Here is a 23,110-nt window from a genome sequence, read left to right as displayed (position 1 = left end):
TTTCCCCCTCCCTGGGTACCACCCGGCCGGGGAGGCTCTGCCTCCCCGGACCCCTCCGAAGTATTTTTGCCAAGAGGAAGGGGGCGGCGGCATGAGGGCGCTCCGCTTCGGATATGTCGCGGGTCCGCTGATCGGGGCGCTGTGGACCTTCATCATGGCGGTTGTAGTCTGCATCGCGACGAGCTTCGCGACCGGCGAGGGGCTGAAACCGGTGCTGATCTCCAGCCTTGTCTTTGGTGCCTGGCTGGGCTTCGTCTGGTTGCCCGACGGCGGGCGAGCGCGGTCGTCGCGCATTCTCTGGAGTGCGGGGCTTGCCGTCTTTCCGGCGCTGGCCTTTCTGTTCGTCGCGCCCGCGATCGTGAGCGCCGAGGGCGCGGGGCTGGCGACTGTCGTGGCGACCTGGGTTCTGTTCGCCGCCGCGACGGTCTGGCCGTTGGAGAAGATGCTGCGCCCATTGCCGTTTGCGTCGGCCACGCGGCACGAATTCGAGGATGCGGCGATCCGCTTCCTGACCGGGTTCGGCTACATCTTCTTCACCGCCATCGTCGCGATCCCGTTCTACGTGATGGTGATGACCAGCCTGAAGAACCAGTCGGAGCTGATCCAGAACCCGCTGGATTTCTCCGTAGACCTTTCGAAGGGCTGGGATCTGTTCAGAAGCTACGAGGAGCTGTTCACCGACTTCAACTTCGGCAGCTACCTCTGGACATCCTTTTTCGTCTCGGTGCTGACTGTGCTTCTGACCCTGGCTTTCTCGATCCCCGGCGCCTATGCGGTTGCGCGCCTGAGATTCAGGGGGCGGGCGGCGTTTTCACGCTCGATCCTTCTCATCTACATGGTGCCGATGATCGTCCTGGCGCTGCCGATCTACATCGCGTTTTCGATGGCGGGTCTGAGGAACACGATTGTCGGGATCGTGCTGATCTACCCGGTTACCACGATCCCGGTCGCGCTTTACATGCTTCAGGGCTATTTCCGCGGTCTTCCCGCGGAAGTCGAGGAGGCGGGGCTGATGGACGGGCTGTCGCGGATGGCGGTGATCTGGAAGATCACGCTGCCGCTCAGCCTGCCTGCTCTTGCCTCGGTGTCGCTCTATGTCTTCATGATCGCCTGGAACGAGTTCCTGCTGGCGTTCATGCTGCTGGACGACCCGTCCAAATTCACTCTGACGCGGGGGATCGCGTCGCTGAACTCTTCCGAGATTCCCAGGCAGCACCTGATGGCGGGCGCGGTGATCGCGACCGTGCCGATCATGGTGCTGTTCCTGGGGCTGGAACGCTTCATGACCAAGGGACTTACAGCGGGGTCGGTCAAAGGATGACGACGATGGATCACATAGCGCTGGATGAGCAGGCGCGCGCCATTCTGAGGGCAAACGACCGGGGCGGGTATACGCTGCCGACAGCGGGGCTTTATCCGTACCAGTGGAACTGGGATTCGGCCTTCGCCGCCTGGGGGTTCGCCGCGTTCGACGTGGACCGCGCCTGGACCGAACTGGAAACCCTGTTCTCGGGTCAGTGGCCGAACGGAATGGTTCCACATATCCTGTTTCACAAGGCCGATCCCGGCTATTTCCCGGGCCCTGACGTCTGGGGAACCGAAGGACACGGGCCCATTCCGTCGTCGGGAATTAGCCAGCCGCCGGTCGCGGCGAGTTTTGCCCGGCGCATCTACGAAGCCGATCCCGTTGCCGGGCGCGCGCGGATGGCGGCCCTTCTGCCGAAGATTGTCGAAAGCCACCGCTGGTTCATGGAATGGCGCACAGATCGTGACGCGGTGTGCATCACGCATCCCTGGGAATCGGGACGCGACAACGCGCCGGACTGGGATGGTGCGATGGCCGCTCTGAACCCTGAAGGCGTGGGCACATACACCCGGCGCGATACAAGCCATGTCGATCCCTCGATGCGGCCGACGAAAGAAGATTATGATCGCTACATCTGGCTGGTGCAGCGTGGCCGCCGGTTGGGATGGGACGAGGCCCGGATGGCCGAGGACCGGCCCTTCTTCGTGGCGGATCCGACGATGACCTTCACGCTGCTGCGGTCGAACCGGGATCTGGCGGAGATGGCCGGGGTTCTTGGCGTCAACCGTCGCGAGATCGACGGATGGACGGTGCGGCTGGAGGCAGGTGCGGACACGCTCTGGAACGAGGCGCTTGGCAGCTATGACAGCCGCGACGTGGTGTCGGGCGAGTGGGGGCAGTCCATCTCGAATGCCTCGTTCCTGTGCTGGTGGGGCGGGGTGGACAACCCGCGCATGCTGCCGGTTCTGCGCCGGGTGATGAATGCCGCGCCCCACGCGATTGCGAGCTACGATCCCGAGGGGCCGAAGTTCGACGCCCGTCGCTACTGGCGCGGTCCGGTCTGGGGGATGATGAACACGCTGGCCGGGATCGGTCTGGCCGATTGTGGCCATGCCGAGGAGGCCGACCGCGTGCGCGCCGCCACGCGGCGGCTGATCGAGGTCAACGGCTTTGCCGAGTATTTCGACCCGATGACAGGCGCGCCGGCCGGCGGACACAATTTCACCTGGACCGCGGCCATCTGGCTGGGCTGGGCCAGTCCCAGCGCAGGGGAGGCCGTGTGATGGGCGCGATATCGCTGCAATCCGTGGAAAAATGGTTTGGCGAGGTTCAGGTGATCAAGGGGATCGACCTGGAGATCGGTGACGGTGAGTTCGTGGTCTTCGTGGGGCCGTCGGGCTGTGGGAAATCGACACTTCTGCGCATGATCGGCGGGTTGGAGGAGATCAGCCGGGGGGCACTTCTGATCGACGGGGACGACAGGACGGCCGATCCTCCGTCCAAGCGGGGCCTGACGATGGTTTTCCAGTCCTATGCGCTGTACCCGCATATGTCGGTCCGGGACAACATGGGGTTCTCGCTGAAGACGGCGGGTGCGCCGAAGGCGGAGATCGAAGCCAAGGTCAACCATGCGGCGGAGGTGCTGAAGCTGGAGCCCTATCTCGACCGGCGGCCCAAGGCGCTGTCGGGCGGTCAGCGGCAGCGGGTCGCGATCGGGCGGTCGATCGTGCGGGATCCGACCGCGTTCCTGTTCGACGAGCCGCTGTCCAACCTCGATGCCGCGCTTCGGGTGGAGATGCGCTATGAGATCGCCAAGCTGCACAAGGCGCTGGGGCGCACGATGATCTATGTGACCCATGACCAGGTCGAGGCGATGACGCTGGCTGACCGGATCGTGGTGCTGGAGTTCGGTGTGATCGCTCAGGTGGGAACGCCGAGAGAGTTGTACGAAAACCCGGCAAACCTGTTCGTGGCGGAGTTCATTGGCTCGCCCAAGATGAACATCCTCGATGTCGGCAGCGCGGGTCTGCGGCTGGCACCCCATCCCGGTGCGGCAAAGGTGGGGATTCGGCCGGAGCACATGCATGTCGGTGCCCAGGGCGAGGGCATGCTGGATGGGACGGTGGACGTGATGGAGTATCTTGGCGCCGACACCTACCTGATTGTCGATGCGGGCTCTCTTGGGCAGGTCACGGTGCGGACCGACGGGGATACCGCGATCAGGGAGGGCGACCGGATCGGCTTGATCGCGCCGGAGGAACGGCTGCGCTTCTTCGGAGCCAACGGCAAGGCGGTCTGAAACGGGGTTCGCGGCGCGGTGCGGGCGGCGACTGCCCGGGGGAGCGCTGCTCCCCCGGACCCCCTCGGAGTATTTTGGAAAAGAAGAAGCGGTCAGGCGGGAAGAACCTGCTCCTTGTGCGTCCAGGCGATGAACGCGGCCAAAACGCCGAGCACGAGTGCCGGAACCGCGGAGGGGCCGAGGACCAGGAGATGGGCCAGGACCGCGCCGAACATCGTCGCCACCAAAAGAGCCGCTCCGATGGCTTCGCGGCCACGGACCCAGAGAAGCGCTGCGGCACCGATCTCGATGGCGCCGGTGACATAGCGGAACCATTGTCCGGCGCCGATGGCTTCGAATGTCCCTACCATCATTTCGGCGCCCATGAGTTTCGCGACGCCGGCGGCGACGAATGCCAGCGTCAGAAGCGCCTTGATGCCGAGAATTGCGTATTTCATGTCCGGTCTCCCTGTCAGGCCGCCAGCGGCAGCGCTTCGATCGAGCGGTACGCTTTCCGAAGCGTGCCTTCGGCGTCGAGCGCCAGCCGGTCGGCGGAAACGAAGACGACGTCCGTGATCCCGATGAAACCGAGGACATGCCGGACATAGCCGGTCGCGAAATCGATGTCGGAGCCCATCTCGGTGCCACCTGAGGCGACCGTGACGATCGCGCGCTTGCCTTCGAGAAGTCCCTTCGGTCCGGTCTCACTGTACGCGAAGGTGACGCCCGCGCGGGCGACGAGATCGACCCAGGCCTTGAAGGCGGCGGGAACGCCGAAGTTGTAGATGGGCAGGCCGATCAGGAGCACGTCCGCTGCCTTGATCTCGGCGATCAGCGTGTCGGAGAGGTGGAGCTTCTTGGCCTGTTCCTCGCTACGGTCCGCCGGGGGAGTGAAATTGGCACCGATCCAGGCGGCATCCAGAAGCGGCAGATCCGATTTCGCGAGATCGCGTGTGGCGACGTCGACGGGGCCCTGCGCGGTGAAGCGTTCGATAATGCGGTCGTTCAGTTCCCGTGAAACGGATCCTTGCAACCGTGCGGATGCGTCGATCCTCAATATGCTGGTGGTCATGGTCCTCGTGTCCTTCAATTTGGATGATCCCAGACTTAAGTGCTCTCCACGGCGTGAGAATTCGCAATTTTCAAACCGGTTCTGTGCAAATTTGCGTGATGCGAGAATTTTACTGTCGTATTACTGCGTTTTCGCACTAAAACATGGCCCAGTCGATAATCGCGGCCAGGACCGGCCAGACAGCATTTCGGGAGTGGATGGAGTGTCGATCAGCACGTGGGATGAAATCAGAACAGCCTATCATGTTGCCCGTATGGGCACGGTCAGCGGCGCGGCGGATGCGCTTGGCGTTCACCATGCAACCGTCATCCGTCACATCGACTCGCTGGAGGGCCGTCTTGGCGTGAAATTGTTTCAGCGCCATGCCCGGGGATATACCTCGACGGAAGCCGGACGGGATCTCTTTCAGGTCGCGCAGGCCACCGACGACCAGTTCACCCAGCTGGTCGGGCGGATCAAGGGACGCGGCGACGAGGTTTCGGGAGAACTGGTGGTCACGTCGCTGTCCGCAGCCTCGCCGCGACTGACGCCGACCATCGCGAAGTTCCAGGCGCTTTATCCCGGCCTGATGGTACGATTCCTGACTGGTGAGGAGGTTCTTCGGCTGGAATACGGCGAGGCACATGTGGCGCTTCGGGCCGGCGAAAAGCCGGACAACCCGGACAACGTGGTGCAGCCATTCCAGTCTCTGTGCGTTTCGCTTTATGCCTCCGAGGCCTATATCGAGAAGAACGGGCGGCCGGAAACGCTGGACGATCTCTCGGGACACGCGTTCATCGGTTACGATAACCTTAACTCGAGGGCGCCTTACTTCCGTTGGTTAATGGCGCGCGTGTCGCCGGAACAAATGGTCTTCCGGGCAACGGACAACCGGGTGGTCAAGGACGCGATCGCGGCCGGTGTCGGTATTGGTTTCGTGTCCTGCTGGGACGACAGCGGGGATGATCTTGTTCGCCTGTTTCCGCCGCAAAAGGAATGGTCGGCGCCTCTGTGGCTGGTGACGCATGTTGATCTGCACCGCACCACCAAGGTACAGGCGTTTCTGAAGTTCCTGAAGGAAGAAGCCAAGACTTGGTGAATGGGTCGCTATCGCCGCGCGGAAACGAGTTGCGCGGTCACTTTGCCATGCTGCTGTTCTCGGCGCTTGTGGCGGGTTCGTTTTCGCTGGGCGCGAGGATTGCCAACGACATCGATCCGGTCGCCTTGACGGCTGTGCGTTTCGTGCTGGCCGCCGGTCTTATGGGCGGCGCGGCCCTGGCGATGGGGGCGATGCCGCGAGGCACCTTCCGGGCACCGTGGCGGTATGCGGTGACGGGCGGCTTGTTTGCTTTCTACTTCGTCATGATGTTCGAGGGGCTGAAGACTGCGGCACCGGTGTCTACGGCGGCGGTCTTTACGCTGACACCGCTGATGGCGGCCGGGTTCGGCTGGTGGGTCATGTCGCAGAAGGCCACTTCGGGGATACTGGTCGCGCTGATCCTTGGCGGTATCGGTGCGCTTTGGGTGATCTTTCGCGGCGACCTGGGGGCTTTCCTTTCGTTGGAGATCGGTCGGGGCGAGGTGATCTACTTCGTCGGCTGCATCTCGCATGCGCTTTATATACCGATCGTACAGAAGCTTGGGCGCGGCGAGGGGGTCTTCGCCTTCGCTTTCGGAACGCTGAGCATTGGCGCGGCCTTGCTGCTGGTGATCGGCATGACACGCATCGCAGCGACAGACTGGAGCGACTTGCCCTGGCTGGTCTGGGTCGGGTTGGGCTATCTGGTCGTCTTCGCCTCCTTCGCTTCGATCAGCCTTCTGCAATATGCCTCGATGCGGCTGAAGGCGGCGAAGGTCATGGCCTACACCTATCTCACGCCAAGTTTCGTGATCCTGTGGGAAGTGATGCTGGCCGGCGCCTTGCCGTCGGGCACGGTCTTGCCGGGGATCGGCTTGACGGTGATCGCCTTGTTGATCCTGTTACGCGAGGGCCGGCTTAGCCCGGTTGCCCGTGCTTCCGGAACATGAGCCAGGTCAGGACGATGCCGATGCAAAGAACCAGTGCGCCCGTCAGTCCGCGTCCGAGAATCGGGGTGATTTCGTCCACTGTCGCGGCAAGGTTGCCAGGCGGGATTGCGCGGAAGGCAATGGCATAGCCGGCGACGCCGAAGAGACCGAGGGGAATAAAAGCCAATAGTTTGCGCATGCGCACATCCTTCTGTCCGCCCCCCGGCGATGATTTAGCAGAAAAGCCTGCCTTGCAGGGATAGGTCCGCGCCTGATGCCGCTGCGCCGTGTCCGATCGGCAACGCAGTTTCAGGCGCTGTCCTCACCCTGTCCGGACAGCTCGCGGGCGAGGAACAGCTCGAACGCGTCGAGGTCCATTGCCTCGAACTGGCCGAAGCTTTGCATCCAGATGGATGCTTCGCGCATGGCTTCGGGCTCGAGTTTGCACCATGTGACGCGGCCCCGCCGTTCCTGGCTGATCAGTCCGGCGCGGGTTAGGACGCCAAGGTGCTTGGAGATCGCGGCCAGCGACATCTCGAAGGGGTCCGCCACGTCGGTGACGGCCATGTCGTCTTCAAGCAGCATCGTCAGGATGCGGCGTCGGGTTGGATCGGCCAGAGCCGAGAAGACTGTGTCCAGTGTCGGGCCTGCGGGCATGTCTTCGCGTAGCGGCGGGAAATCAACCGGTCAACGGATTATTCGCCGGGCTCGGCCCTCCGGCGCGTCCGGCGGAAATGCGTTGCGGGGTGCGGGGGGACGTGTATTGGTGGAGCGGCTTGACCGGGGGTTCGAAATGGATCGCGACTGGATCATCATCCTGACCCTCGGCGTCGCCTGGGGCACCACGTTCTTTTTCAATGATATGCTCTTGCGTGACCTTGGTCCCCTTTCCGTATCGCTGGCACGGGTGTCGGTGGCGGCAGTGACGGGTTGGGCCTATCTTTTGGCGACCGGCCGGAGCGGCGCGGTTTTGCCGCGGGACCTTGCTGCGCTGATGGTCCTGGGGGCGCTGATGTTCGCGATACCATTCGCGATCTACCCCTTGGGACAACAGTATGTCGCGTCCGGCGTGGCCGGGATCGTGAATGCCCTGACGCCGGTAATGGTCGTCGTCATTTCCCATTTCTGGCCTGGGGGCGAACGCGCGACTTTATTGAAGTCGCTGGGCGTGTTGGCGGGATTCCTGGGAATCGTGTTCCTGACATTCCCGGCGATGAAATCCACCCAAGAGTCCGTCCTGTTTGGAACGTTGGTGATCGTGCTTGCCCCGGTCAGCTTTGCTTGCGCGATGAACTGGGTGCGGATCCTGCGCGGGATCGAGATGTCGGTGGTGGCCACGTGGGGGTTTACCTTCGCGGCCCTGATGCTCAGCCCGCTGGTCCTGGTCATCGAGGGCGTCCCGGATCGCATACAGACCTCGTCCTGGATCTCGATCCTTATCCTGGGCGTGTTCCTAACCGGCGTGTCATTCATTGTCGCCTTCACCATCATGCCGAGGGCGGGAGCCACGAAGACATCCACGGTCACCTTCGTGGCGCCGGTCTCGGCCTTGCTGATAGGCTGGCTGGTGCTGGACGAAACGCTGGGCCTCGCGCATTTTCTTGGAATGGCATCGATCTTTCTGGGCCTTTTGCTTGTGGACGGTCGCCTGTTCAGGCCGAAGCTCAACTGAAAGGTTGAATATACATGGCGGCGCGACATTGGGGCGCATATTGGATACCTGAATTAAAACAGTCACTTAATCCAATATTCACGCGATTGACTCCTTGAAGTCTCCGACATAGACACCACGCGAAGTTCTCAATGCGGGGCTTTGGCATGTCCGAGACCGATCAGGATCGGAAGGTTAGACTGGAAGCGCTTGAGGCAAAGCTTGCCGAGAAGCGCGTAGTCGAGACGCCGAAGCGCCACCAGGACGAGCACTACAGTCAAGCGCAGATGGCGTGGCGACTGGTGATCGAACTGGTTACGGGCCTGTTGATCGGGTTCGGCGTCGGGTTCGGGTTGGACAAGGTTTTCGGCAGCGCGCCGTGGATGATGATCCTGTTCACCCTGTTGGGCCTTGCGGCTGGCGTCAACGTGATGCTGCGCTCGGCCAGAGAGATGAATGCCCCGGAGACGTCCGGGCGCGAGAGTGAAAGGGACTGACGTGGCGGAAGAAGCGCACGGAGCGGAAGAAGGCGGGCTGGTTTTCCACCCGATGGATCAGTTCATCGTCAAGCCGTTGTTCGGCGACGGTCCGATCAGCTGGTACACGCCTACCAACGTGACGTTCTGGATGGCGCTGGCCATCCTGAGTATCGTCGGTCTGCTGGTTCTGGGCACGCGCGGCCGCGCCATTGTGCCGAACCGCATCCAGTCGATCGCGGAACTGGCTTATGGCTTCATCTTCAAGATGGTAGAGGACGTGGCGGGCAAGGATGGTCTGAAGTACTTCCCGTACATCATGACGCTGTTCATGTTCATCGTCTTCTCGAACTTCCTTGGCCTTCTGCCTCTGTCGTTCACGACCACCAGCCACATCGCCGTGACCGCTGTCATGGCCATGGCCGTGTTCATCACCGTGACCGTCATCGGTTTCGTGAAGAACGGTGCGGGCTTCCTGAGCCTGTTCTGGATTTCTTCGGCCCCGCTGGTTCTGCGGCCGATCCTGGCGCTCATCGAAGTCATCAGCTACTTCGTGCGGCCGGTCAGCCACTCGATCCGACTTGCCGGCAACATGATGGCCGGTCACGCGGTGATCAAGGTGTTCGCGGCCTTCGCCGCGGTCGTCGCGATCGCGCCGCTGTCGATCATCGCGATCACGGCGATCTATGCACTGGAAGTCCTGGTGTCCTTCATCCAGGCCTATGTCTTCGCAATTCTGACGTGCGTGTATCTCAAGGATGCGCTGCATCCGCACCACTGATCTTGAACAACTGAACACTGAAATTCCATCGTAAGGAGAGAGAACATGGAAGGTGATGTCGTACAAATGGGCGCTTACATTGGTGCTGGTCTGGCCTGTACGGGTATGGGCGGCGCTGCTGTTGGTGTGGGCCACGTTGTTGGCAACTTCCTGTCGGGCGCCCTGCGCAACCCGTCGGCAGCCGGTGGCCAGACCGCCACGATGTTCATCGGTATCGCGTTCTCGGAAGCCCTGGGGATCTTCTCGTTCCTCGTCGCGCTTCTGCTGATGTTCGCCGTCTAAGGCACCTCGCCATCCTTACGCGCCGGGTGCCCTTCGCGGGCACCCCGGTTGTCTGACCAAGGTTTGAGGAGGTCGCCATGGCGACAGAAGCAACAGAGGCCGCACACGGCGCTGCCGACGCAGCGCACGGGGCCGAAAGCGCGGGCATGCCGCAGCTGGATTTCTCGACGTTCCCGAACCAGATATTCTGGCTCGTGGTGACGCTTGTCGTGATCTATCTCGTGCTGTCGAAGATCGCGCTGCCCCGGATCGCTTCGGTTCTGGCCGAGCGGCAGGGCACGATCACGAACGATATCGCAGCGGCGGAAGAGCTGAAGCAGAAAGCTGGAGAGGCCGAGGCTGCCTATGAAAAGGCGCTGGCCGATGCACGCGCCGAGGCCGGCCAGATCGCGGCCGAGGCGAAAGCTGCCATGCAGGCCGAGGTCGCCGAGGCGATGAAGAAGGCCGATGCGGAGATCGCCGCGCGCACCGCAGAGAGCGAAGCGCGGATCGACGAGATCCGGGCAGGCGCAATCGAAGCCGTCCGCACGGTGGCCAAGGATACCGCCAAAGAAGTCGTCGCCGCTCTGGGCGTCGATGCAGACGAAGCCGCGATCACGGCTGCTGTCGAAGCGCGGGTGAAGGGGTGAGCATGATGAGAAACATACTTGCCCTGATCGCCATGACGGCCGCTACGCCGGTTCTGGCCGCATCGAAGAACCCGTTCTCGGCTGATTTCTACAAGCTGTCGAACACGGATTTCATTGTCGCGATCGCGTTCTTCCTGTTCATTGGCGTACTGTTCTACTTCAAGGTGCCCGGCCTTCTCGGCGGGCTTCTGGACAAGCGCGCCGAAGGCATCAAGTCGGAACTTGACGAAGCGCGGGCGCTTCGCGAGGAAGCCCAGTCTCTGCTGGCCAGCTACGAGCGCAAGCAGCGTGAAGTTCAGGAACAGGCCAACCGGATCGTTGAGGCTGCGAAGGAAAGCGCTACCGAGGCGGCTGAGCAGGCCAAGAAGGACCTTGCGGCATCGATCGAGCGCCGGGTTCAGGCGGCTGAGGGACAGATCGCTTCGGCCGAATCCGCCGCCATCAAGAAGGTTCGCGATGAGGCCGCCCGTATCGCCGTCGCTGCTGCTGGTGAAGTCATCGCGAAAGAGATGACGCCTGCCAAGGCCGGTTCGCTGGTGGACGACGCGATCAAGGTTGTTCAGGCCAAACTGCACTGATCTCTGGAAAATTCTGAAGGAAAGCCCGGCCCAAGGCCGGGCTTTCTAGTTTTTTGGGGGCCTATAACCGAGGTTTATGGGCGTGGTCCCCGAGTTTATAGCGCCGGGATTAAACCTGGGGAGAATGGTGGATGTCGAAGGTGCGGGTTTGAAGGATTGCGTTCAAATCCAATGATCCAAACCTTTACGAGGAGACATGACATGCATCGCAAACTGACCCTTGCTGCCGCCTTCACCACACTGGTGGGTGCCGCGTATGCTGACAGCTTTACGGATTCGATCGTTTCGAACCTGCAGGACCTTGGCTATGAGTTCATCGAGATCCAGGACGGGATCGGACAGGTCAAGGTCGAGGCTATTCGCGGCACAGACAAGCTGGAGGTCATCTATGACCGCTCCACGGGCCGCATTCTGAAGCAGGAGCGCGAGCGGGCGGAAGCAGACGAAATTGGGCGCAGTGGCGTGCAGGTCCGCAACAGGAACCGTAACTTTTTGGACGTGAGCGCAGTTCCCGCGACCAACAGCGCTTTCAACCGCGAGATCGTCGCTACTCTGCAGGCCGAAGGTTATGATTTCATCGAAATCAAGAACGGTCCGACGCAAGTCAAGGTCGAGGCGATCCGTGGCACGGAGAAGCTTGAACTCATTTACGACAGGGAAACAGGCGAGCTTCTGAAACGCGAGGTCGAGGCGGCGAGCGCTTCCGAGGCCGGGCGGAGCGGTGTCGAGATCGACACCCGCAGCCGCGATTTCCTGAATGACGATGAGAACGATGAAAGCGACCGCAGCGGACGTTCGGACGATGAGGACGACGACGAAGACAACAGTGGACGTGGTTCGGACGATGATGAGGATGACGATGAAGACGATAGCGATGAAAGCGACGACGACGAGAGCAATAGCGGTTCGGGGTCATCGGGCTCCGATGACGACGAAGACGACGAAGACTGAGTGGAAAAGCTAGGCCGATAAACAAGCGCGGGCCTTGCCTTTTGGGCTGGGCCCGCAGATGGTTCCCAGACGATGCTGAAACGCCTTTTGTTCATAATTGCGATTGCCCTTGCACCCGCGCCAGCGCTGGCGGACGCCGCCGGAGCGCGCGACCGCATCGTCACACTTCTGCGAGATGACGGATACTCGGAAATTCGTATCAGTCGAACGCTTCTTGGACGCATGCGTTTTGTCGCCAAGCGTCCGGATGCCGAGCGCGAGATCGTCATCAATCCCAATACCGGGGTCATTCTTCGCGACTACATCCGTTTCCTGCGCCGCAGCGAAGGCGGTGACGATGACAGACGGGACGACAGGGACGACGACGATTATGACGATGATGATTACGACGATGATGATTACGACGACGACGATGACGAGTCAGACAACAGCGGGTCCGGGTCGTCGAACTCGGGCAGCGGTTCGGATGACGACGAATCGGACAACAGCGGCTCGGGCTCGTCCGACTCGGACGACGATGACTGACAGGATCAACTGCAGAGCCTATTCCAGCGGCTCGGGCCGCAGATGACGAAGGCTATAGGACAACGCGGAGACGGCGCGTGAACAATCGATATTTCGTCGCCTCCGTTCTCGTGGTCCAGGTTCTGTGTGCCGCCTTTTTCGTATCGGAAATCGTCATTTCGGTGCTTGGTCTTCCAATCGCGCCGATCAGTTGGACTTTCGTGGAGTTGATCGAAATCGGTGCCGCTGTCGGTCTTCTTCTGGGTGTCATCGTAGGCGCCATGGCTTTGCAGCAGGCCCGAGCTCGAAGCGCAAAAGCCGAGGAAGCCCTGCGGAGGGCGCGCAGCGCATTTCGTGACATTCTTGACGAGCGTTTCGCCGAATGGGGGCTGACTCCGGCAGAGCGAGATGTGGCGATGTTCGCGATCAAGGGATTCTCAACCCAGGATATCGCCGATTTTCGCGGTGTGAGCGAGGGGACGATCAAGGCGCAGACGAACGCCATATATCGAAAGGCCGGCGTGTCGGGGCGCTCGCAATTGCTGAGCCTGTTCATCGATGAGCTTGTCGAGGATGAACCGGACGCTCAGTCCTCGCAGGCGTGATCCATCAAGACTTCCAGTGGAACGATGTCCAGCGCGCGCCTGTGGGTTGAGGCGAGGTGAACCTTTGGGCCAGCCCCCTCGTCAGCCGCCTGCAGAAACCGGGACGCACAAAGGCACCACCTGTCACCCGGTTTGAGGCCACCGAAGCCGTATTCCGGGCGCGGGGTTGATAGGTCGTTGCCGACATATTTCGAGTAGGCAAGGAACTCGGCCGTCATGACCGCGCAGACAGTGTGACTTCCATGATCATCGGCCGACGTGTTGCAGCATCCGTCACGGTAATAGCCCGTAACCGGCTTGGTCGAGCATGGCTCCAGCCGCTCACCCAGCACGTTGATCGAGGGGTCTCTTTCCACCTGATTGCTCCCTTGTTTGAGATTGCAACTAGTGCGGGCGGCCCTTTGGTCCAGCACGCTGTGCTGGCCTTACACCATCCATTCGACCCATCGTCCGTGAAAGTCCGCGCGCGCAATCTGTTTCGACACGCCATCGGGCCAAGTCGTCAATGTCACCCCGGCCCCTATTCCGCCGTCGTATTCCATCGAGATCCGGGCAAGCGGGCCGATCGCGGATCGCATTGCCGCTTCGGCACGGACCCGGGTTTCCGACGGGAAGTATTGCCAGGCAACCGTGTGCAGGACGACGCGCAGGCGATCCTTCGCAGGCGAGGCAAGTTCGCACTCCAGCCATTCGCCAGCATCGCCGGCGGAGATTTCGGCGGGCGTGGTCCGGGCGATTTCAATGGCGGCGCGGGTGCGCGTCAGCCGCTCGGGCTGGTCCGCCCACAGGTAGGCGAGCAGCCGAAGCCGGTCGCCGGGTTTGGCAGGATCGAGCGGAGACAGGTCTACGCCGGCACGGCGCATGATCGGGGGCAGTTTCGTGGGTGGCGTCCCGCCCCGCCATTCTGGGGACAGCACGACCTGTGCGTCGGATGGGCCGATGGAGACGTCAGGAAGGTTCAGGCGAAACAAGTCCGCACGCAGGTTCAGCCCGCCGCTGGTGCCCAGTTCGAGCAGCTCCACGGGAAGGCCGAAAGCGTCGTGCAGAACTGCGAGAGCGGGAAGAATGACGGCCGCGCGGCGCACTTCGTTCGTCTGAGGCGGATTGTCGAGCCATCCGAGGATGGTGTTGCCGTGTTCCGACATGGCGCTTTCGATTTCGCCCCAGAGCCTGTCGTCGTCCGGCGTGCCGGGAGGGTAGACCTCGGCGAGCGCCTTGCCCTGCAGCCGAAGGGCATGAAGCGCCCCGCCCAGCCGCAGCGGAACGTTGTCCGCGTTTGCGGATGCGTCGCCGGGCCAGCTGAAGATGCGGTCCGTGACAGGCGTGCCGGGTTGCAGCCGGTCTGCGGCAAGGGTCATCAGGCGCGCCATGAACGGAGAACCAAGTGCCGCGCAGTGCGACGCCTGGTTACGGAAGGCGTCGCGGACCGTCACCTGAACCTGTCGACGAGTTTCTGGAGCGGAGAACGGGTGTCTTCCGGTGCCGTCTCGGCACTCGCATCCAGCGCTGGTGCTGGTTCGGGTTTCTGCAATGGTGTATTCGAAGACCTGGGCGGGTTCAGCCGCAGGGCGACGGCGTTCTGGAACCTGCCGGTATCCCCCTTGGCGAGCGCCTCGGCCCCGTCGGAGATGCCGCGCAGCATGTCGTCGAGCCAGTCCTGGTCGGCCTTGGGAAAATCCTTCAGCACAAAGGTCGGCACCGCGTCCTTGTGGCCGGGATGGCCGACGCCCATGCGCACCCGTCCGTAAGCGTCGCCAATGTGGCCATGCAGGGATCGCAATCCGTTGTGACCAGCATGGCCTCCACCCTGCTTGACCCGCAACTTGCCGGGCGCGAGATCGATCTCGTCGTGAAAGACGACGATGTCCTCGGGTGCAAGTTTGTAGAAGCGCATGGCCTCGCCGACGGATTGACCGGACCGGTTCATGAAGGTCTCGGGCTTCAGGAGCGTAACCTTTTCCCCGCCCAGCTGGCCCTCGCTGACCAGACCCTGAAACTTGGAGCGCCATGGGCCGAAGCCGTGATCGGATGCAATGCGGTCCACCGCCATGAACCCGATGTTATGGCGGTTCTGCGCGTATTTCGCGCCGGGGTTTCCTAGGCCGACGAAGAGCTTCATGTCGCACGGACACTATCGCCGGACCAGGACGTCTTCAAGCGAGCCGGATGGTGTCTGGACCTAACGGCCGAAACCTTCAAACGTGCGACGCTGATCGGGACCGAGGCCGAGCCAGCCTTCGGTGACGGCAGCCAGGTGGCGCACGATCCGCACCCGCTGGGTGTTTCCCTCGATCGCGGCAACCACTGCGGCGGTGCCGACGTTGGCTTCGAGGTCGGCCGATATAAGTTCCGCCTCGGTCAACGGCTGTCCGGTTCGGGCATCCAGCACTTGCAAGGCGAACTTGATATTGTGGACGGCCCCGGGCGCCCGGTCGACTGCTATGGGGGTTACGCCGTGAAACCGGATGACCCGCACCGAGAAGACAACCGGTCGATTCCCTTTCAGGCCGCGCGCGCCTTTCGAGAGGCCTTCCTTCATTATGGCACGGACTTGAGCCTTCCGGTCTCCGAACTCCTCGCCGTGCCAGACGATATCTGCGTTTGGGGCAAAGGTGTTGTCTTCGCTGACGGTCAGAGTGTCGGGAACAACGACTTTCACGGTGGAGAGCTTCCAGCCTCGTGTTTGCGATTTGTCGGGCGCGCCGGAGTACTTTACCCCCCAGCTGCCGCTGCAGGCGCCAAGGAAGAACGTCGCAAAACCTGCAACCAGTACCGCACGTCTATTCATTTTCAGTCTCAATTCCGGCCCAATCGCACATCGGACTGGGGCACTGGTTACTTCAAAAGCCCCCATCGAAGGGGAGCGGTGATATTATGCAAAGAATTTTGTGGAAATTGTGTTTCCGTAAAGTCGCATTGAGGGCGAACTGCTTATTGGGCGTTTTGCCTTTGATCGAGCTGAATTTCAGCAAAAATACTCGACCGTGGCCTCGGATTTTGGCACCCTCGCTCCGGAAGACGATTTTGTGCCAAGGACTTTGAGTTCCAAGGGGTAGGGATGCAGCGTCGGGTCGTTCTTGGGGTTGCGTTGGCGGGAATCCTCTCGGGGTTGCCCGCGTCGGCCAGCCTGATCGAGCAAGCCTGTCTGAATTCGGATCGGGCATTGGGACAGCGCGCCTTGTGCCGATGCATTCAGGACGCGGCGAACATGACCCTGACACCGCGCGACCAGCGGCTTGCCGCGACGTTTTTTTCAGATCCAAACCGGGCCCAAAAAGTGCGACAGTCGCGCAATCGCCGGGACGAAGTCTTCTGGGAGCGGTACGAGAATTTCGGTTTGGCCGCAGAGACACTCTGCCGCCGCTAGGATCGGGAGAGAGACCGAAGCAGGCCTTCTGCCGCCAGTTCCACGAGATCCAGCGCGCCGTCGAAATCCCGCGTGTAGTAGGGGTCCGGCACATCCTGACCCTGGTGGCCGTCGGCATAGTCGAGGAAGAGGCTGACCTTCGTCGGCGATCCGGTCGGGCGGAGCCGTTCGATGTCCGCAAGATTATTCGAGTCCATCGCGAGTATCAGGTCGAACCGCGTGAAATCCTCGGCGACGAAAGCCCGTGCGCGAAGGGGGGTCAGATCGTATCCGCGTTTGGCCGCTGCTTCGATCGCGGGCCCATAGGGCGGGTCGCCGATATGCCATCCGCTGGTCCCCGCGCTATCGAGCACGAGGTCCGGGGCCATTGAACGCAGGACGGCCTCGGCGGTCGGAGAGCGACAGATGTTTCCGAGGCAGACGCAAAGTACGCGCACAGGCTTCCTCCATCGTTTTTCTCCGATTAACATGGGAGAACGAACAGGGAAATCAGGGATGAAGATTGTCATTCTGACAGGCGCCGGTGTGTCTGCCGAAAGCGGGCTTGGAACATTCCGGGACAAGGACGGTCTTTGGACCAAAGTCGATCTGAAAGAGGTGGCCACACCCGAAGGCTTTGCCAAAGACCCCGACAAGGTGCATGCCTTCTACAATATGCGCAGGAAGAATGCGCGCGCAGCCAAACCAAATGCAGCGCATTTTGCACTGGCAAGGCTGCAGGCCGAACACGACGGGCCGGTTCTGATCATCACTCAGAATGTCGATCGTCTGCACGCCGCGGCAGGATCCGAGGCGCTTCACATGCATGGACGGCACGACCTTGCCTGCTGCTGGACATGCGAGGCCCGCTGGGACGCGCCGGACGAGATGTCTTCGGCCGATCAGTGCCCATCCTGCGGCTCTACGACGACCCGCCCGGACATCGTCTGGTTCGGTGAGATTCCTCAATACCTGGATGAAATCGCGCGGCACCTGGCGTCGGCGGACCTGTTCGCGGCGATTGGGACAAGCGGACAGGTCTACCCCGCGGCGGGGTTTGTATCGGAGGCCAAGCGCCATGGCGCGCGTACCGTCGAGATCAACCTTCTTGCCTCGGATATTTCCGACCTGTTCGACGAGCATATTGTGGGCCCGGCCACCGAAGTGGTGCCCAGGTGGGTTGACGGGTTGCTTCAGGGCTGAGGGTCAGTTCCCCTGGCCCATGCCATGCCCCATCCCGTGCTGGCCCTGCTGACGTGAATTGTCGACAATGACATCCACGGAAATCTCGCCTGCATTCTGAAAGACGAGGGTCAGGGGCACGGTTTTTCCGTCTTCAAGCGGTTGCGTGAGCCCCATGAGCATCACATGGTCGCCGCCGCGCATCAGCATATGCTCGCCGTCAGCCGGAATCTCGAAGCCGTCTTCGACCGGTCGCATCCGCATGATGCCGTTGTCGTCGATATGCGTGTGAAGTTCGACGAGTTGCGCGACGGGGCTTTGGGCCGCAAGCAGTCGGTCGGTTGTATCCGAGGAATTGCGGATGGTCATGAACATCGCGCCGGTTGGCGCACCCGGGCGCGAGGCACGGGCATAGGCATCTTCGACCGTGATCTCACCCGCGAAAACCGGAGCGGCGGCGAGAGACAGGGCAAGCGCAATAAAGCGGATCATACTGGAACCTTTCTGCCGAATTCGCGGACAACATATGCATGATGGTGAATAACTTCCATACCAGCCGGTCGCGCGTTTTGACGCGGGGCGGCGGCGGAAGCTGCATCTTGCGTACCGGACGGCCCGGCCTTAAGAGGCAGGCGATATTTGAAACGCCCACCCGAGGACGGACATGCCGCTTCTCGTCATGAAATTCGGCGGTACGTCCGTCGCCAATCTTGACCGCATTCGCCGTGCCGCCAAGCGCGTTGGGCGCGAAGTTGCCAATGGCTATGACGTGATCGTCATTGTCTCGGCGATGGCCGGAAAGACGAACGAGCTTGTGGGCTGGGTCGAGGAGACCTCGAAGCTCTACGATGCGCGCGAATACGATGCGGTGGTCTCGTCGGGCGAGCAGGTGACGGCGGGCCTGATGGCGCTGACACTTCAGGAGATGGACATCCCGGCGCGGTCCTGGGCCGGCTGGCAGGTGCCTCTGAAGACGAACAGCGCCCATGCATCGGCCCGGATCGAAGAGATCGGTACGGACAACATCAACGCCAAGTTCGGCGAGGGCATGAAGGTTGCCGTGGTCGCAGGTTTCCAGGGCATCAGCCCGGAAGGCCGAGTGACGACATTGGGCCGAGGCGGTTCGGACACGACGGCGGTGGCTTTTGCCGCGGCATTCGGCGCCGAGCGGTGTGACATCTATACGGACGTGGACGGGGTATATACGACAGACCCGCGGATCACGTCGAAAGCCCGCAAGCTGGACCGGATCGCCTTCGAGGAGATGCTGGAGTTGGCCTCGCTGGGTGCCAAGGTTCTGCAGACGCGGTCGGTAGAACTGGCGATGCGCTACAAGGTCAAGCTGCGGGTTCTGTCCAGCTTCGAGGACAACGATATCGACGGGAGCGCAGGCACGCTGGTCTGCGACGAGGAGGACATCATGGAAAGCAACGTGGTCGCCGGGGTCGCCTTCAGCCGCGACGAAGCCAAGATGACGCTTCTGTCGGTCGCCGACCGTCCGGGCGTCGCCGCCGCGATCTTCGGCCCCTTGGCGGATGCCGGCGTGAACGTGGACATGATCGTGCAGAACATCTCGGAGGATGGGCGCACCGACATGACCTTCTCGCTGCCGGTCAACCAGGTGGCGCGCGCCAAGAAGGCGATGGAGGACGTCAAGGCCAAGGGCGAGGTGAATTATTCCGAGCTGGTCACAGACGAGGATGTCGCCAAGGTTTCGGTCGTGGGCATCGGGATGCGCAGCCACGCGGGGGTGGCTTCGAAGATGTTCGCGGCCCTGCGCGACGAGGGCATCAACATCAAGGTCATCACGACGTCCGAGATCAAGGTCTCTGTCCTGATCGACCGCAAGTACATGGAACTGGCGGTCCAGGCGCTGCATGACGCGTTCGGCCTGGACAAGGCAGCCTGAATACGGAAACGATCAATTTCCGCAAAAAATTAGGTAAATGGCATCAATTGGCCTAAAGTGACCTTGGGGTAACTCTTCTCTCAGAAGATCTGCAAGGGGATGTGGTCATGAGCCGAGGTGTATTTTCCGCTGATTTTGCGCGCGTATTCGAGGATGTGTTGAGCGTCCATTTCGAGGATTTTCCGTCGCGTTCGGGTGAGATTCCTGATCCGCAGGGGGTGGTCGAGGCGCAGGATACGCCCGACGATGTTCCGCCGGACCTGGAAACTCCGCCGACGAATGCGTCGATGCCGGAATTGCCGGTGGATGTCTTCGAGTTCATTTCAGAAAGTGCTGTCGCCCATGCGGCCGTTTCCGTGCCGGGTGGCAATGCGACTGCGGCGGTTAGGGATGCCCTGTCCAGTACCGACGAGCTGACGTTTGCCAAGCCGGATGGTACCCCAGGGGGAAAACCAAAGCCGGAAGAACCACCCGTTGAAACTGTTCCTCCCACCCTTGCCGCGACATATACGAGCGGCAGCGAGGACGGATCAGGTTTCAACATTGTCATCGAGTTCTACGATGAATGGCCGCGGTACCTGATGGACGCCTTCGGGGCGGCTGCTGACTTCCTGAGTTCGATTATCTTGAACGACCTGGAGAATATGCTCGGTGTTTCTTACACCTACGATGCCAGCTTAACCGTGGACATCGATGACCTGCTGATCGAGGCCTATCTTCCGGCCATCGACGGAGCGGGAAACATCCTTGGTGGTGCCGGTTTTGACGATCTTTCGCAGCGAGACGACGGCACGCCGTCCCTGGGACTGATGATGTTCGATGTCGCCGATGCCGAGCAGCTTTATACAGATGGCAACTGGGACGCGGTGGTTCTGCACGAAATGCTGCACGTTCTGGGCATCGGAACGCTTTGGGATGAATTACGTCTACTCGTTGTCGAGGAATTCGGAGCCAATACAAAGCGCAAGAACGACGATTACTCGACGGCTGAGTACATTGGTGCGGCTGGGAATGCAGAGTACAAATCAGAGGGCGGCGAGGGGTGGATCATCGTCGAAACTGATTTCGGCGATGGCACGGCATTCGGACACTGGGACGAGGCGGCCTATTCGAATGAGCTGATGACAGGCCTTCTTTACGGGGACAGCCTGCTTGTGCGGGACCCGGACCCGTATCTGGCGGACTGGACGCTCATGTCGCTGAACGACATCGGTTACACAACGGTCGTTCTATCACAAGAGGTCGGTGAAAATACGCTTTCGGGAGGCATTATTCTGGATGACGTTGTGCTTGGCGATGCGGACCTGATGGTAATTGACGAGACCCTAATCATCGTCTGATCACCTCTGAGACCTCTCCCAGTCCGGATGTATCCAGGGCTGGGCTTCGTCTTTCGGAAGCCGCCGGCCCAGGATATGGTCGGCGGCTTTTTCTCCGATCATGATCGATGGCGCGTTCAGGTTGCCATTGGTGATCTGCGGGAAGATCGAACTGTCGGCGACGCGCAACCCTTTCACGCCGATGACACGGCAGTCGGGGTCGACCACGGCGTTCCGGTCGTTGGCGGTACCCATCCGGCAGGTTCCGCAGGGGTGATAGGCGCTTTCGGCATGCTCACGGATGAAGTCGTCGAGCGCTTCGTCCGAAGTGGCGCTATCGGGCGGTTGGATGGCGTGATCTGCATATTCCTCAAAGGCGGGCTGTGCGAAGATCTCGCGGGTCAGGCGGATCGCTGTCCGGAAATCTTCCCAGTCCGAGGGATCGGACATGTAGTTGAACCGGATCGAAGGCGCGGCGGCGGGATCGGCTGATTTCAGCGTGATCGCCCCCCGCGACTTGGAGCGCATCGGGCCAACATGGGCCTGGAAGCCGTGGCCCTCGGCCGCGACCTTGCCGTCGTAACGGACCGCGATGGGCAGGAAGTGGAACTGGATGTCGGGATATTCCACGCCGGCGCGGGAGCGGATGAAACCGGTCGACTCGATGTTGTTCGATGCGCCCAGCCAGCGGCGTGTCAGCAGCCACTCTGCCCCGATCAGGGCCTTCGAGACCGGGTTCCAGTGGCGGTAGAGTGTGACCGGCTTCTTCGACTTGACCTGGAAATAGACCTCGAGGTGATCCTGAAGATTGCCGCCGACGCCGGGACGGTCGGCCACCACGTCGATGCCGTGCTGCCGCAGGTGCTCGGCGGGTCCGATCCCCGACAGCATCAGCAGCTTGGGCGAGTTGATGGCGGATGCCGCGATGACGACTTCGCGGCGGGCGCTTACCTCTGTGACGCTGTCGCCCTGCCGTACGGCGACGCCAGTGGCGACGCCGTTCTGGATGATGACCCGTTCGGCCAGACCATTCACGAGACGGCAGTTGAAGGTGCGAAGCGCGGGTTTCAGATAGGCATTGGCCGCCGACCAGCGGCGCCCTTTCCAGACGGTCTGCTCGAAGGCGCCAAAGCCTTCCTGCTTCTCACCGTTATAGTCGTCGGTGACCTGGTACCCGGCCTGGCGGCCGGCTTCGACGAAGGCGTGGTAGAGCGGGTTCTTCCGTGGACCGCGCGTCACATGGAGCGGGCCACCGGTGCCTCGCCAATCGGAGGCTTCGCCGCCGTGCCAGGATTCCATGCGTTTGAAATAGGGGAGCACGTCGCCGTAGGACCAGCCGCCGGCACCCATCTGCGCCCAGGTGTCGAAGTCGCGGGCGTGTCCGCGCACATAGACCATGCCGTTGACCGAGGAAGAGCCGCCGATCACCTTGCCGCGCGGGCAGGCAAGGCGGCGGTCTCCCAGATGCGGTTCGGGTTCGCTTTGAAAGCCCCAGTCGTAGCGCGCCATGTTCATCGGGTAGGAGAGGGCGGCGGGCATCTGGATGAAGGGTCCGGCATCGCTTCCGCCGTATTCGACGACTATAACGGTGTGTCCGGCCTCGGACAGCCGGTAGGCAAGTGCGGAACCGGCAGAGCCGGAACCGACGATGACGTAGTCGGCGATCATCTGGCCTGTGCCTCCAGCGCAACCTTCAGGGAGGCCATCACCGTCGCGGCGGCCGCCGTACTGTTCGGCTCGGCGGCGCTGAGGCCTTGGTTCAGGTAGACACCGTCGATCAGTTCCGCCGTACGATTGGCCAGATCAGAAGCCAGATCGCCGACGAGCGGGCGCAGGGCGTGGCGGAGGTTGGAACGCAGCCGTCCGGCATAGATCCGGTGCAGGCGGCGCGCGTCGTCGGAAGACAGGGCCAGAACGTAGAAATTCAGCCACGCGGAGACGGCGTCGGCGCGAAAGTTCGATGGCGCGAAGCTGCCTACCACGATCGCGGCAAGGCGGTCTTCGGGTGTGCGGGCGGCTGCAAGCCGTCCGAGTACCTCGCGCGCATAGTCGGCCATGATCCGGCGCATCGCGGCCAGAAGGATGTCGTCCTTGCCGCCGAAATAGTGGTGGGCAAGGCCGGACGACATGCCGGCACGCTTGGCGATCTGCGATACGGTGACATCCAGGGAGCCGGCCGCGCCGATCTCGGCGATGGTCGCGTCGATCAGCGCTGCGCGTCTTATCGGTTCCATTCCGAGCTTCGGCATGTTCTT

General features: G+C 61.8%; 30 protein-coding genes. 18 read left to right on the top strand and 12 right to left on the bottom strand.

Features of this window, described 5'->3' with window-relative positions; genetic code table 11:
* The first annotated feature begins 91 nt into the window (after positions 1-91).
* The 3 genes from ACKLNI_RS01550 to ACKLNI_RS01540 are packed head-to-tail and all read left to right on the top strand — an operon-like array spanning position 92 to position 3,605.
* Positions 92-1,321, top strand: coding sequence for a carbohydrate ABC transporter permease (locus ACKLNI_RS01550; protein ID WP_413717232.1), 1,230 nt, complete (start codon positions 92-94; stop codon positions 1,319-1,321).
* Complete coding sequence (locus tag ACKLNI_RS01545; protein WP_413717227.1) at positions 1,318-2,589, top strand: MGH1-like glycoside hydrolase domain-containing protein; 1,272 nt, start codon at positions 1,318-1,320, stop codon at positions 2,587-2,589. Before ACKLNI_RS01550 ends, ACKLNI_RS01545 begins: the two co-directional genes overlap by 4 nt.
* Positions 2,589-3,605 (top strand): ABC transporter ATP-binding protein, encoded by a 1,017-nt coding sequence (locus tag ACKLNI_RS01540; RefSeq protein WP_413717226.1) that lies wholly within the window; start codon positions 2,589-2,591, stop codon positions 3,603-3,605. Before ACKLNI_RS01545 ends, ACKLNI_RS01540 begins: the two co-directional genes overlap by 1 nt.
* Positions 3,606-3,697: 92 nt before the next feature.
* On the opposite strand, the gene ACKLNI_RS01535 is transcribed toward ACKLNI_RS01540, so the two are convergent.
* Together ACKLNI_RS01535 and ACKLNI_RS01530 are read right to left on the bottom strand one after the other, a co-directional pair.
* Complete coding sequence (locus ACKLNI_RS01535; protein WP_413717225.1) at positions 3,698-4,042, bottom strand: DoxX family protein; 345 nt, start codon at positions 4,040-4,042, stop codon at positions 3,698-3,700.
* A gap of 14 nt (positions 4,043-4,056) precedes the next feature.
* Positions 4,057-4,656, bottom strand: coding sequence for an FMN-dependent NADH-azoreductase (locus tag ACKLNI_RS01530; protein ID WP_413717224.1), 600 nt, complete (start codon positions 4,654-4,656; stop codon positions 4,057-4,059).
* A gap of 208 nt (positions 4,657-4,864) precedes the next feature.
* On the opposite strand from ACKLNI_RS01530, the gene ACKLNI_RS01525 reads away from it, so the two are divergent.
* Complete coding sequence (locus ACKLNI_RS01525) at positions 4,865-5,734, top strand: LysR family transcriptional regulator (RefSeq protein WP_413717231.1); 870 nt, start codon at positions 4,865-4,867, stop codon at positions 5,732-5,734.
* On the top strand, positions 5,731-6,663 hold the full coding sequence (locus tag ACKLNI_RS01520; protein ID WP_413717223.1) for a DMT family transporter: 933 nt from the start codon (positions 5,731-5,733) through the stop codon (positions 6,661-6,663). Before ACKLNI_RS01525 ends, ACKLNI_RS01520 begins: the two co-directional genes overlap by 4 nt.
* Here ACKLNI_RS01520 and ACKLNI_RS01515 read toward each other — a convergent pair.
* Positions 6,632-6,841, bottom strand: coding sequence for a hypothetical protein (locus ACKLNI_RS01515; protein WP_413717222.1), 210 nt, complete (start codon positions 6,839-6,841; stop codon positions 6,632-6,634). The genes ACKLNI_RS01520 and ACKLNI_RS01515 overlap by 32 nt on opposite strands.
* A gap of 110 nt (positions 6,842-6,951) precedes the next feature.
* Entirely contained in the window at positions 6,952-7,299 is a 348-nt protein-coding gene (locus tag ACKLNI_RS01510) for an ArsR/SmtB family transcription factor (protein ID WP_413717221.1), read from the bottom strand.
* 136 nt (positions 7,300-7,435) lie between these two features.
* On the opposite strand from ACKLNI_RS01510, the gene ACKLNI_RS01505 reads away from it, so the two are divergent.
* The 9 genes from ACKLNI_RS01505 (at position 7,436) to ACKLNI_RS01465 (ending at position 13,099) form a co-directional block, all read left to right on the top strand.
* Positions 7,436-8,314 carry a DMT family transporter gene (locus ACKLNI_RS01505; RefSeq protein WP_413717220.1) on the top strand — a complete coding sequence of 293 codons (879 nt, stop codon included), beginning with the start codon at positions 7,436-7,438 and terminating at the stop codon, positions 8,312-8,314.
* A gap of 146 nt (positions 8,315-8,460) precedes the next feature.
* Positions 8,461-8,790 carry an AtpZ/AtpI family protein gene (locus ACKLNI_RS01500; protein ID WP_413717219.1) on the top strand — a complete coding sequence of 110 codons (330 nt, stop codon included), beginning with the start codon at positions 8,461-8,463 and terminating at the stop codon, positions 8,788-8,790.
* A gap of 52 nt (positions 8,791-8,842) precedes the next feature.
* Positions 8,843-9,550 (top strand): F0F1 ATP synthase subunit A, encoded by a 708-nt coding sequence (locus ACKLNI_RS01495; RefSeq protein ID WP_413717230.1) that lies wholly within the window; start codon positions 8,843-8,845, stop codon positions 9,548-9,550.
* 45 nt (positions 9,551-9,595) lie between these two features.
* Positions 9,596-9,832 carry a F0F1 ATP synthase subunit C gene (locus tag ACKLNI_RS01490; RefSeq protein ID WP_085799500.1) on the top strand — a complete coding sequence of 79 codons (237 nt, stop codon included), beginning with the start codon at positions 9,596-9,598 and terminating at the stop codon, positions 9,830-9,832.
* 77 nt (positions 9,833-9,909) lie between these two features.
* The gene (locus tag ACKLNI_RS01485; protein ID WP_413717218.1) at positions 9,910-10,461 is read left to right on the top strand and encodes a F0F1 ATP synthase subunit B'; all 552 of its coding nucleotides are present in this window, start codon (positions 9,910-9,912) and stop codon (positions 10,459-10,461) included.
* A 5-nt stretch (positions 10,462-10,466) separates the two neighbouring features.
* The gene (locus ACKLNI_RS01480) at positions 10,467-11,039 is read left to right on the top strand and encodes a F0F1 ATP synthase subunit B (protein ID WP_413717229.1); all 573 of its coding nucleotides are present in this window, start codon (positions 10,467-10,469) and stop codon (positions 11,037-11,039) included.
* A 201-nt stretch (positions 11,040-11,240) separates the two neighbouring features.
* Positions 11,241-11,990: a hypothetical protein gene (locus ACKLNI_RS01475; protein WP_413717217.1), complete on the top strand. Its 750-nt coding sequence runs from the start codon at positions 11,241-11,243 to the stop codon at positions 11,988-11,990.
* Between the two features lie 72 nt (positions 11,991-12,062).
* Positions 12,063-12,515 carry a hypothetical protein gene (locus tag ACKLNI_RS01470; RefSeq protein WP_413717216.1) on the top strand — a complete coding sequence of 151 codons (453 nt, stop codon included), beginning with the start codon at positions 12,063-12,065 and terminating at the stop codon, positions 12,513-12,515.
* A 77-nt stretch (positions 12,516-12,592) separates the two neighbouring features.
* Positions 12,593-13,099 (top strand): helix-turn-helix transcriptional regulator, encoded by a 507-nt coding sequence (locus ACKLNI_RS01465; RefSeq protein WP_413717215.1) that lies wholly within the window; start codon positions 12,593-12,595, stop codon positions 13,097-13,099.
* On the opposite strand, the gene ACKLNI_RS01460 is transcribed toward ACKLNI_RS01465, so the two are convergent.
* The 4 genes from ACKLNI_RS01460 to ACKLNI_RS01445 form a co-directional block, all read right to left on the bottom strand.
* On the bottom strand, positions 13,081-13,455 hold the full coding sequence (locus tag ACKLNI_RS01460; protein WP_413717214.1) for a DUF2237 family protein: 375 nt from the start codon (positions 13,453-13,455) through the stop codon (positions 13,081-13,083). The two genes, ACKLNI_RS01465 and ACKLNI_RS01460, sit on opposite strands and share 19 nt — an antisense overlap.
* 69 nt (positions 13,456-13,524) lie before the next feature.
* The gene (locus tag ACKLNI_RS01455) at positions 13,525-14,532 is read right to left on the bottom strand and encodes a DUF2332 domain-containing protein (protein ID WP_413717213.1); all 1,008 of its coding nucleotides are present in this window, start codon (positions 14,530-14,532) and stop codon (positions 13,525-13,527) included.
* A complete protein-coding gene (pth, locus tag ACKLNI_RS01450; protein WP_413717212.1) occupies positions 14,529-15,218 on the bottom strand; it encodes an aminoacyl-tRNA hydrolase in 690 nt (229 codons plus the stop codon). The genes ACKLNI_RS01455 and pth overlap by 4 nt, the downstream gene beginning before the upstream one ends.
* A 60-nt stretch (positions 15,219-15,278) precedes the next feature.
* The gene (locus ACKLNI_RS01445; protein WP_413717211.1) at positions 15,279-15,887 is read right to left on the bottom strand and encodes a DUF6778 family protein; all 609 of its coding nucleotides are present in this window, start codon (positions 15,885-15,887) and stop codon (positions 15,279-15,281) included.
* Between the two features lie 270 nt (positions 15,888-16,157).
* Here ACKLNI_RS01445 and ACKLNI_RS01440 point away from each other — a divergent pair, with 270 nt between their 5' ends.
* The gene (locus ACKLNI_RS01440; protein ID WP_413717210.1) at positions 16,158-16,466 is read left to right on the top strand and encodes a hypothetical protein; all 309 of its coding nucleotides are present in this window, start codon (positions 16,158-16,160) and stop codon (positions 16,464-16,466) included.
* Here the strand turns inward: ACKLNI_RS01440 and ACKLNI_RS01435 are convergent.
* Positions 16,463-16,903: a low molecular weight protein-tyrosine-phosphatase gene (locus ACKLNI_RS01435; protein ID WP_413717209.1), complete on the bottom strand. Its 441-nt coding sequence runs from the start codon at positions 16,901-16,903 to the stop codon at positions 16,463-16,465. The two genes, ACKLNI_RS01440 and ACKLNI_RS01435, sit on opposite strands and share 4 nt — an antisense overlap.
* Before the next feature lie 58 nt (positions 16,904-16,961).
* On the opposite strand from ACKLNI_RS01435, the gene ACKLNI_RS01430 reads away from it, so the two are divergent.
* The gene (locus ACKLNI_RS01430; protein ID WP_413717208.1) at positions 16,962-17,648 is read left to right on the top strand and encodes an NAD-dependent deacylase; all 687 of its coding nucleotides are present in this window, start codon (positions 16,962-16,964) and stop codon (positions 17,646-17,648) included.
* Between the two features lie 3 nt (positions 17,649-17,651).
* Here the strand turns inward: ACKLNI_RS01430 and ACKLNI_RS01425 are convergent, their stop codons facing one another.
* A complete protein-coding gene (locus ACKLNI_RS01425; protein WP_413717207.1) occupies positions 17,652-18,119 on the bottom strand; it encodes a copper chaperone PCu(A)C in 468 nt (155 codons plus the stop codon).
* 172 nt (positions 18,120-18,291) lie between these two features.
* Here ACKLNI_RS01425 and ACKLNI_RS01420 point away from each other — a divergent pair, with 172 nt between their 5' ends.
* Positions 18,292-19,536: an aspartate kinase gene (locus tag ACKLNI_RS01420; RefSeq protein ID WP_413717206.1), complete on the top strand. Its 1,245-nt coding sequence runs from the start codon at positions 18,292-18,294 to the stop codon at positions 19,534-19,536.
* Between the two features lie 107 nt (positions 19,537-19,643).
* Positions 19,644-20,876, top strand: a complete 1,233-nt coding sequence (locus tag ACKLNI_RS01415) for a hypothetical protein (protein WP_413717205.1) — start codon at positions 19,644-19,646, stop codon at positions 20,874-20,876.
* Here the strand turns inward: ACKLNI_RS01415 and betA are convergent, their stop codons facing one another.
* Together betA and betI are read right to left on the bottom strand one after the other, a co-directional pair.
* Positions 20,877-22,523, bottom strand: coding sequence for a choline dehydrogenase (gene betA, locus ACKLNI_RS01410; RefSeq protein WP_413717204.1), 1,647 nt, complete (start codon positions 22,521-22,523; stop codon positions 20,877-20,879). It abuts the gene before it with no gap.
* Positions 22,520-23,104 (bottom strand): choline-binding transcriptional repressor BetI, encoded by a 585-nt coding sequence (gene betI, locus ACKLNI_RS01405; protein WP_413717203.1) that lies wholly within the window; start codon positions 23,102-23,104, stop codon positions 22,520-22,522. The genes betA and betI overlap by 4 nt, the downstream gene beginning before the upstream one ends.
* Between the last annotated feature and the right edge of the window lie 6 nt (positions 23,105-23,110).

The organism is Silicimonas lutimaris, from assembly GCF_047314965.1.
GTDB lineage: Bacteria > Pseudomonadota > Alphaproteobacteria > Rhodobacterales > Rhodobacteraceae > JAVJUV01.
This window is presented reverse-complemented; position numbering and strand designations above follow the sequence as displayed.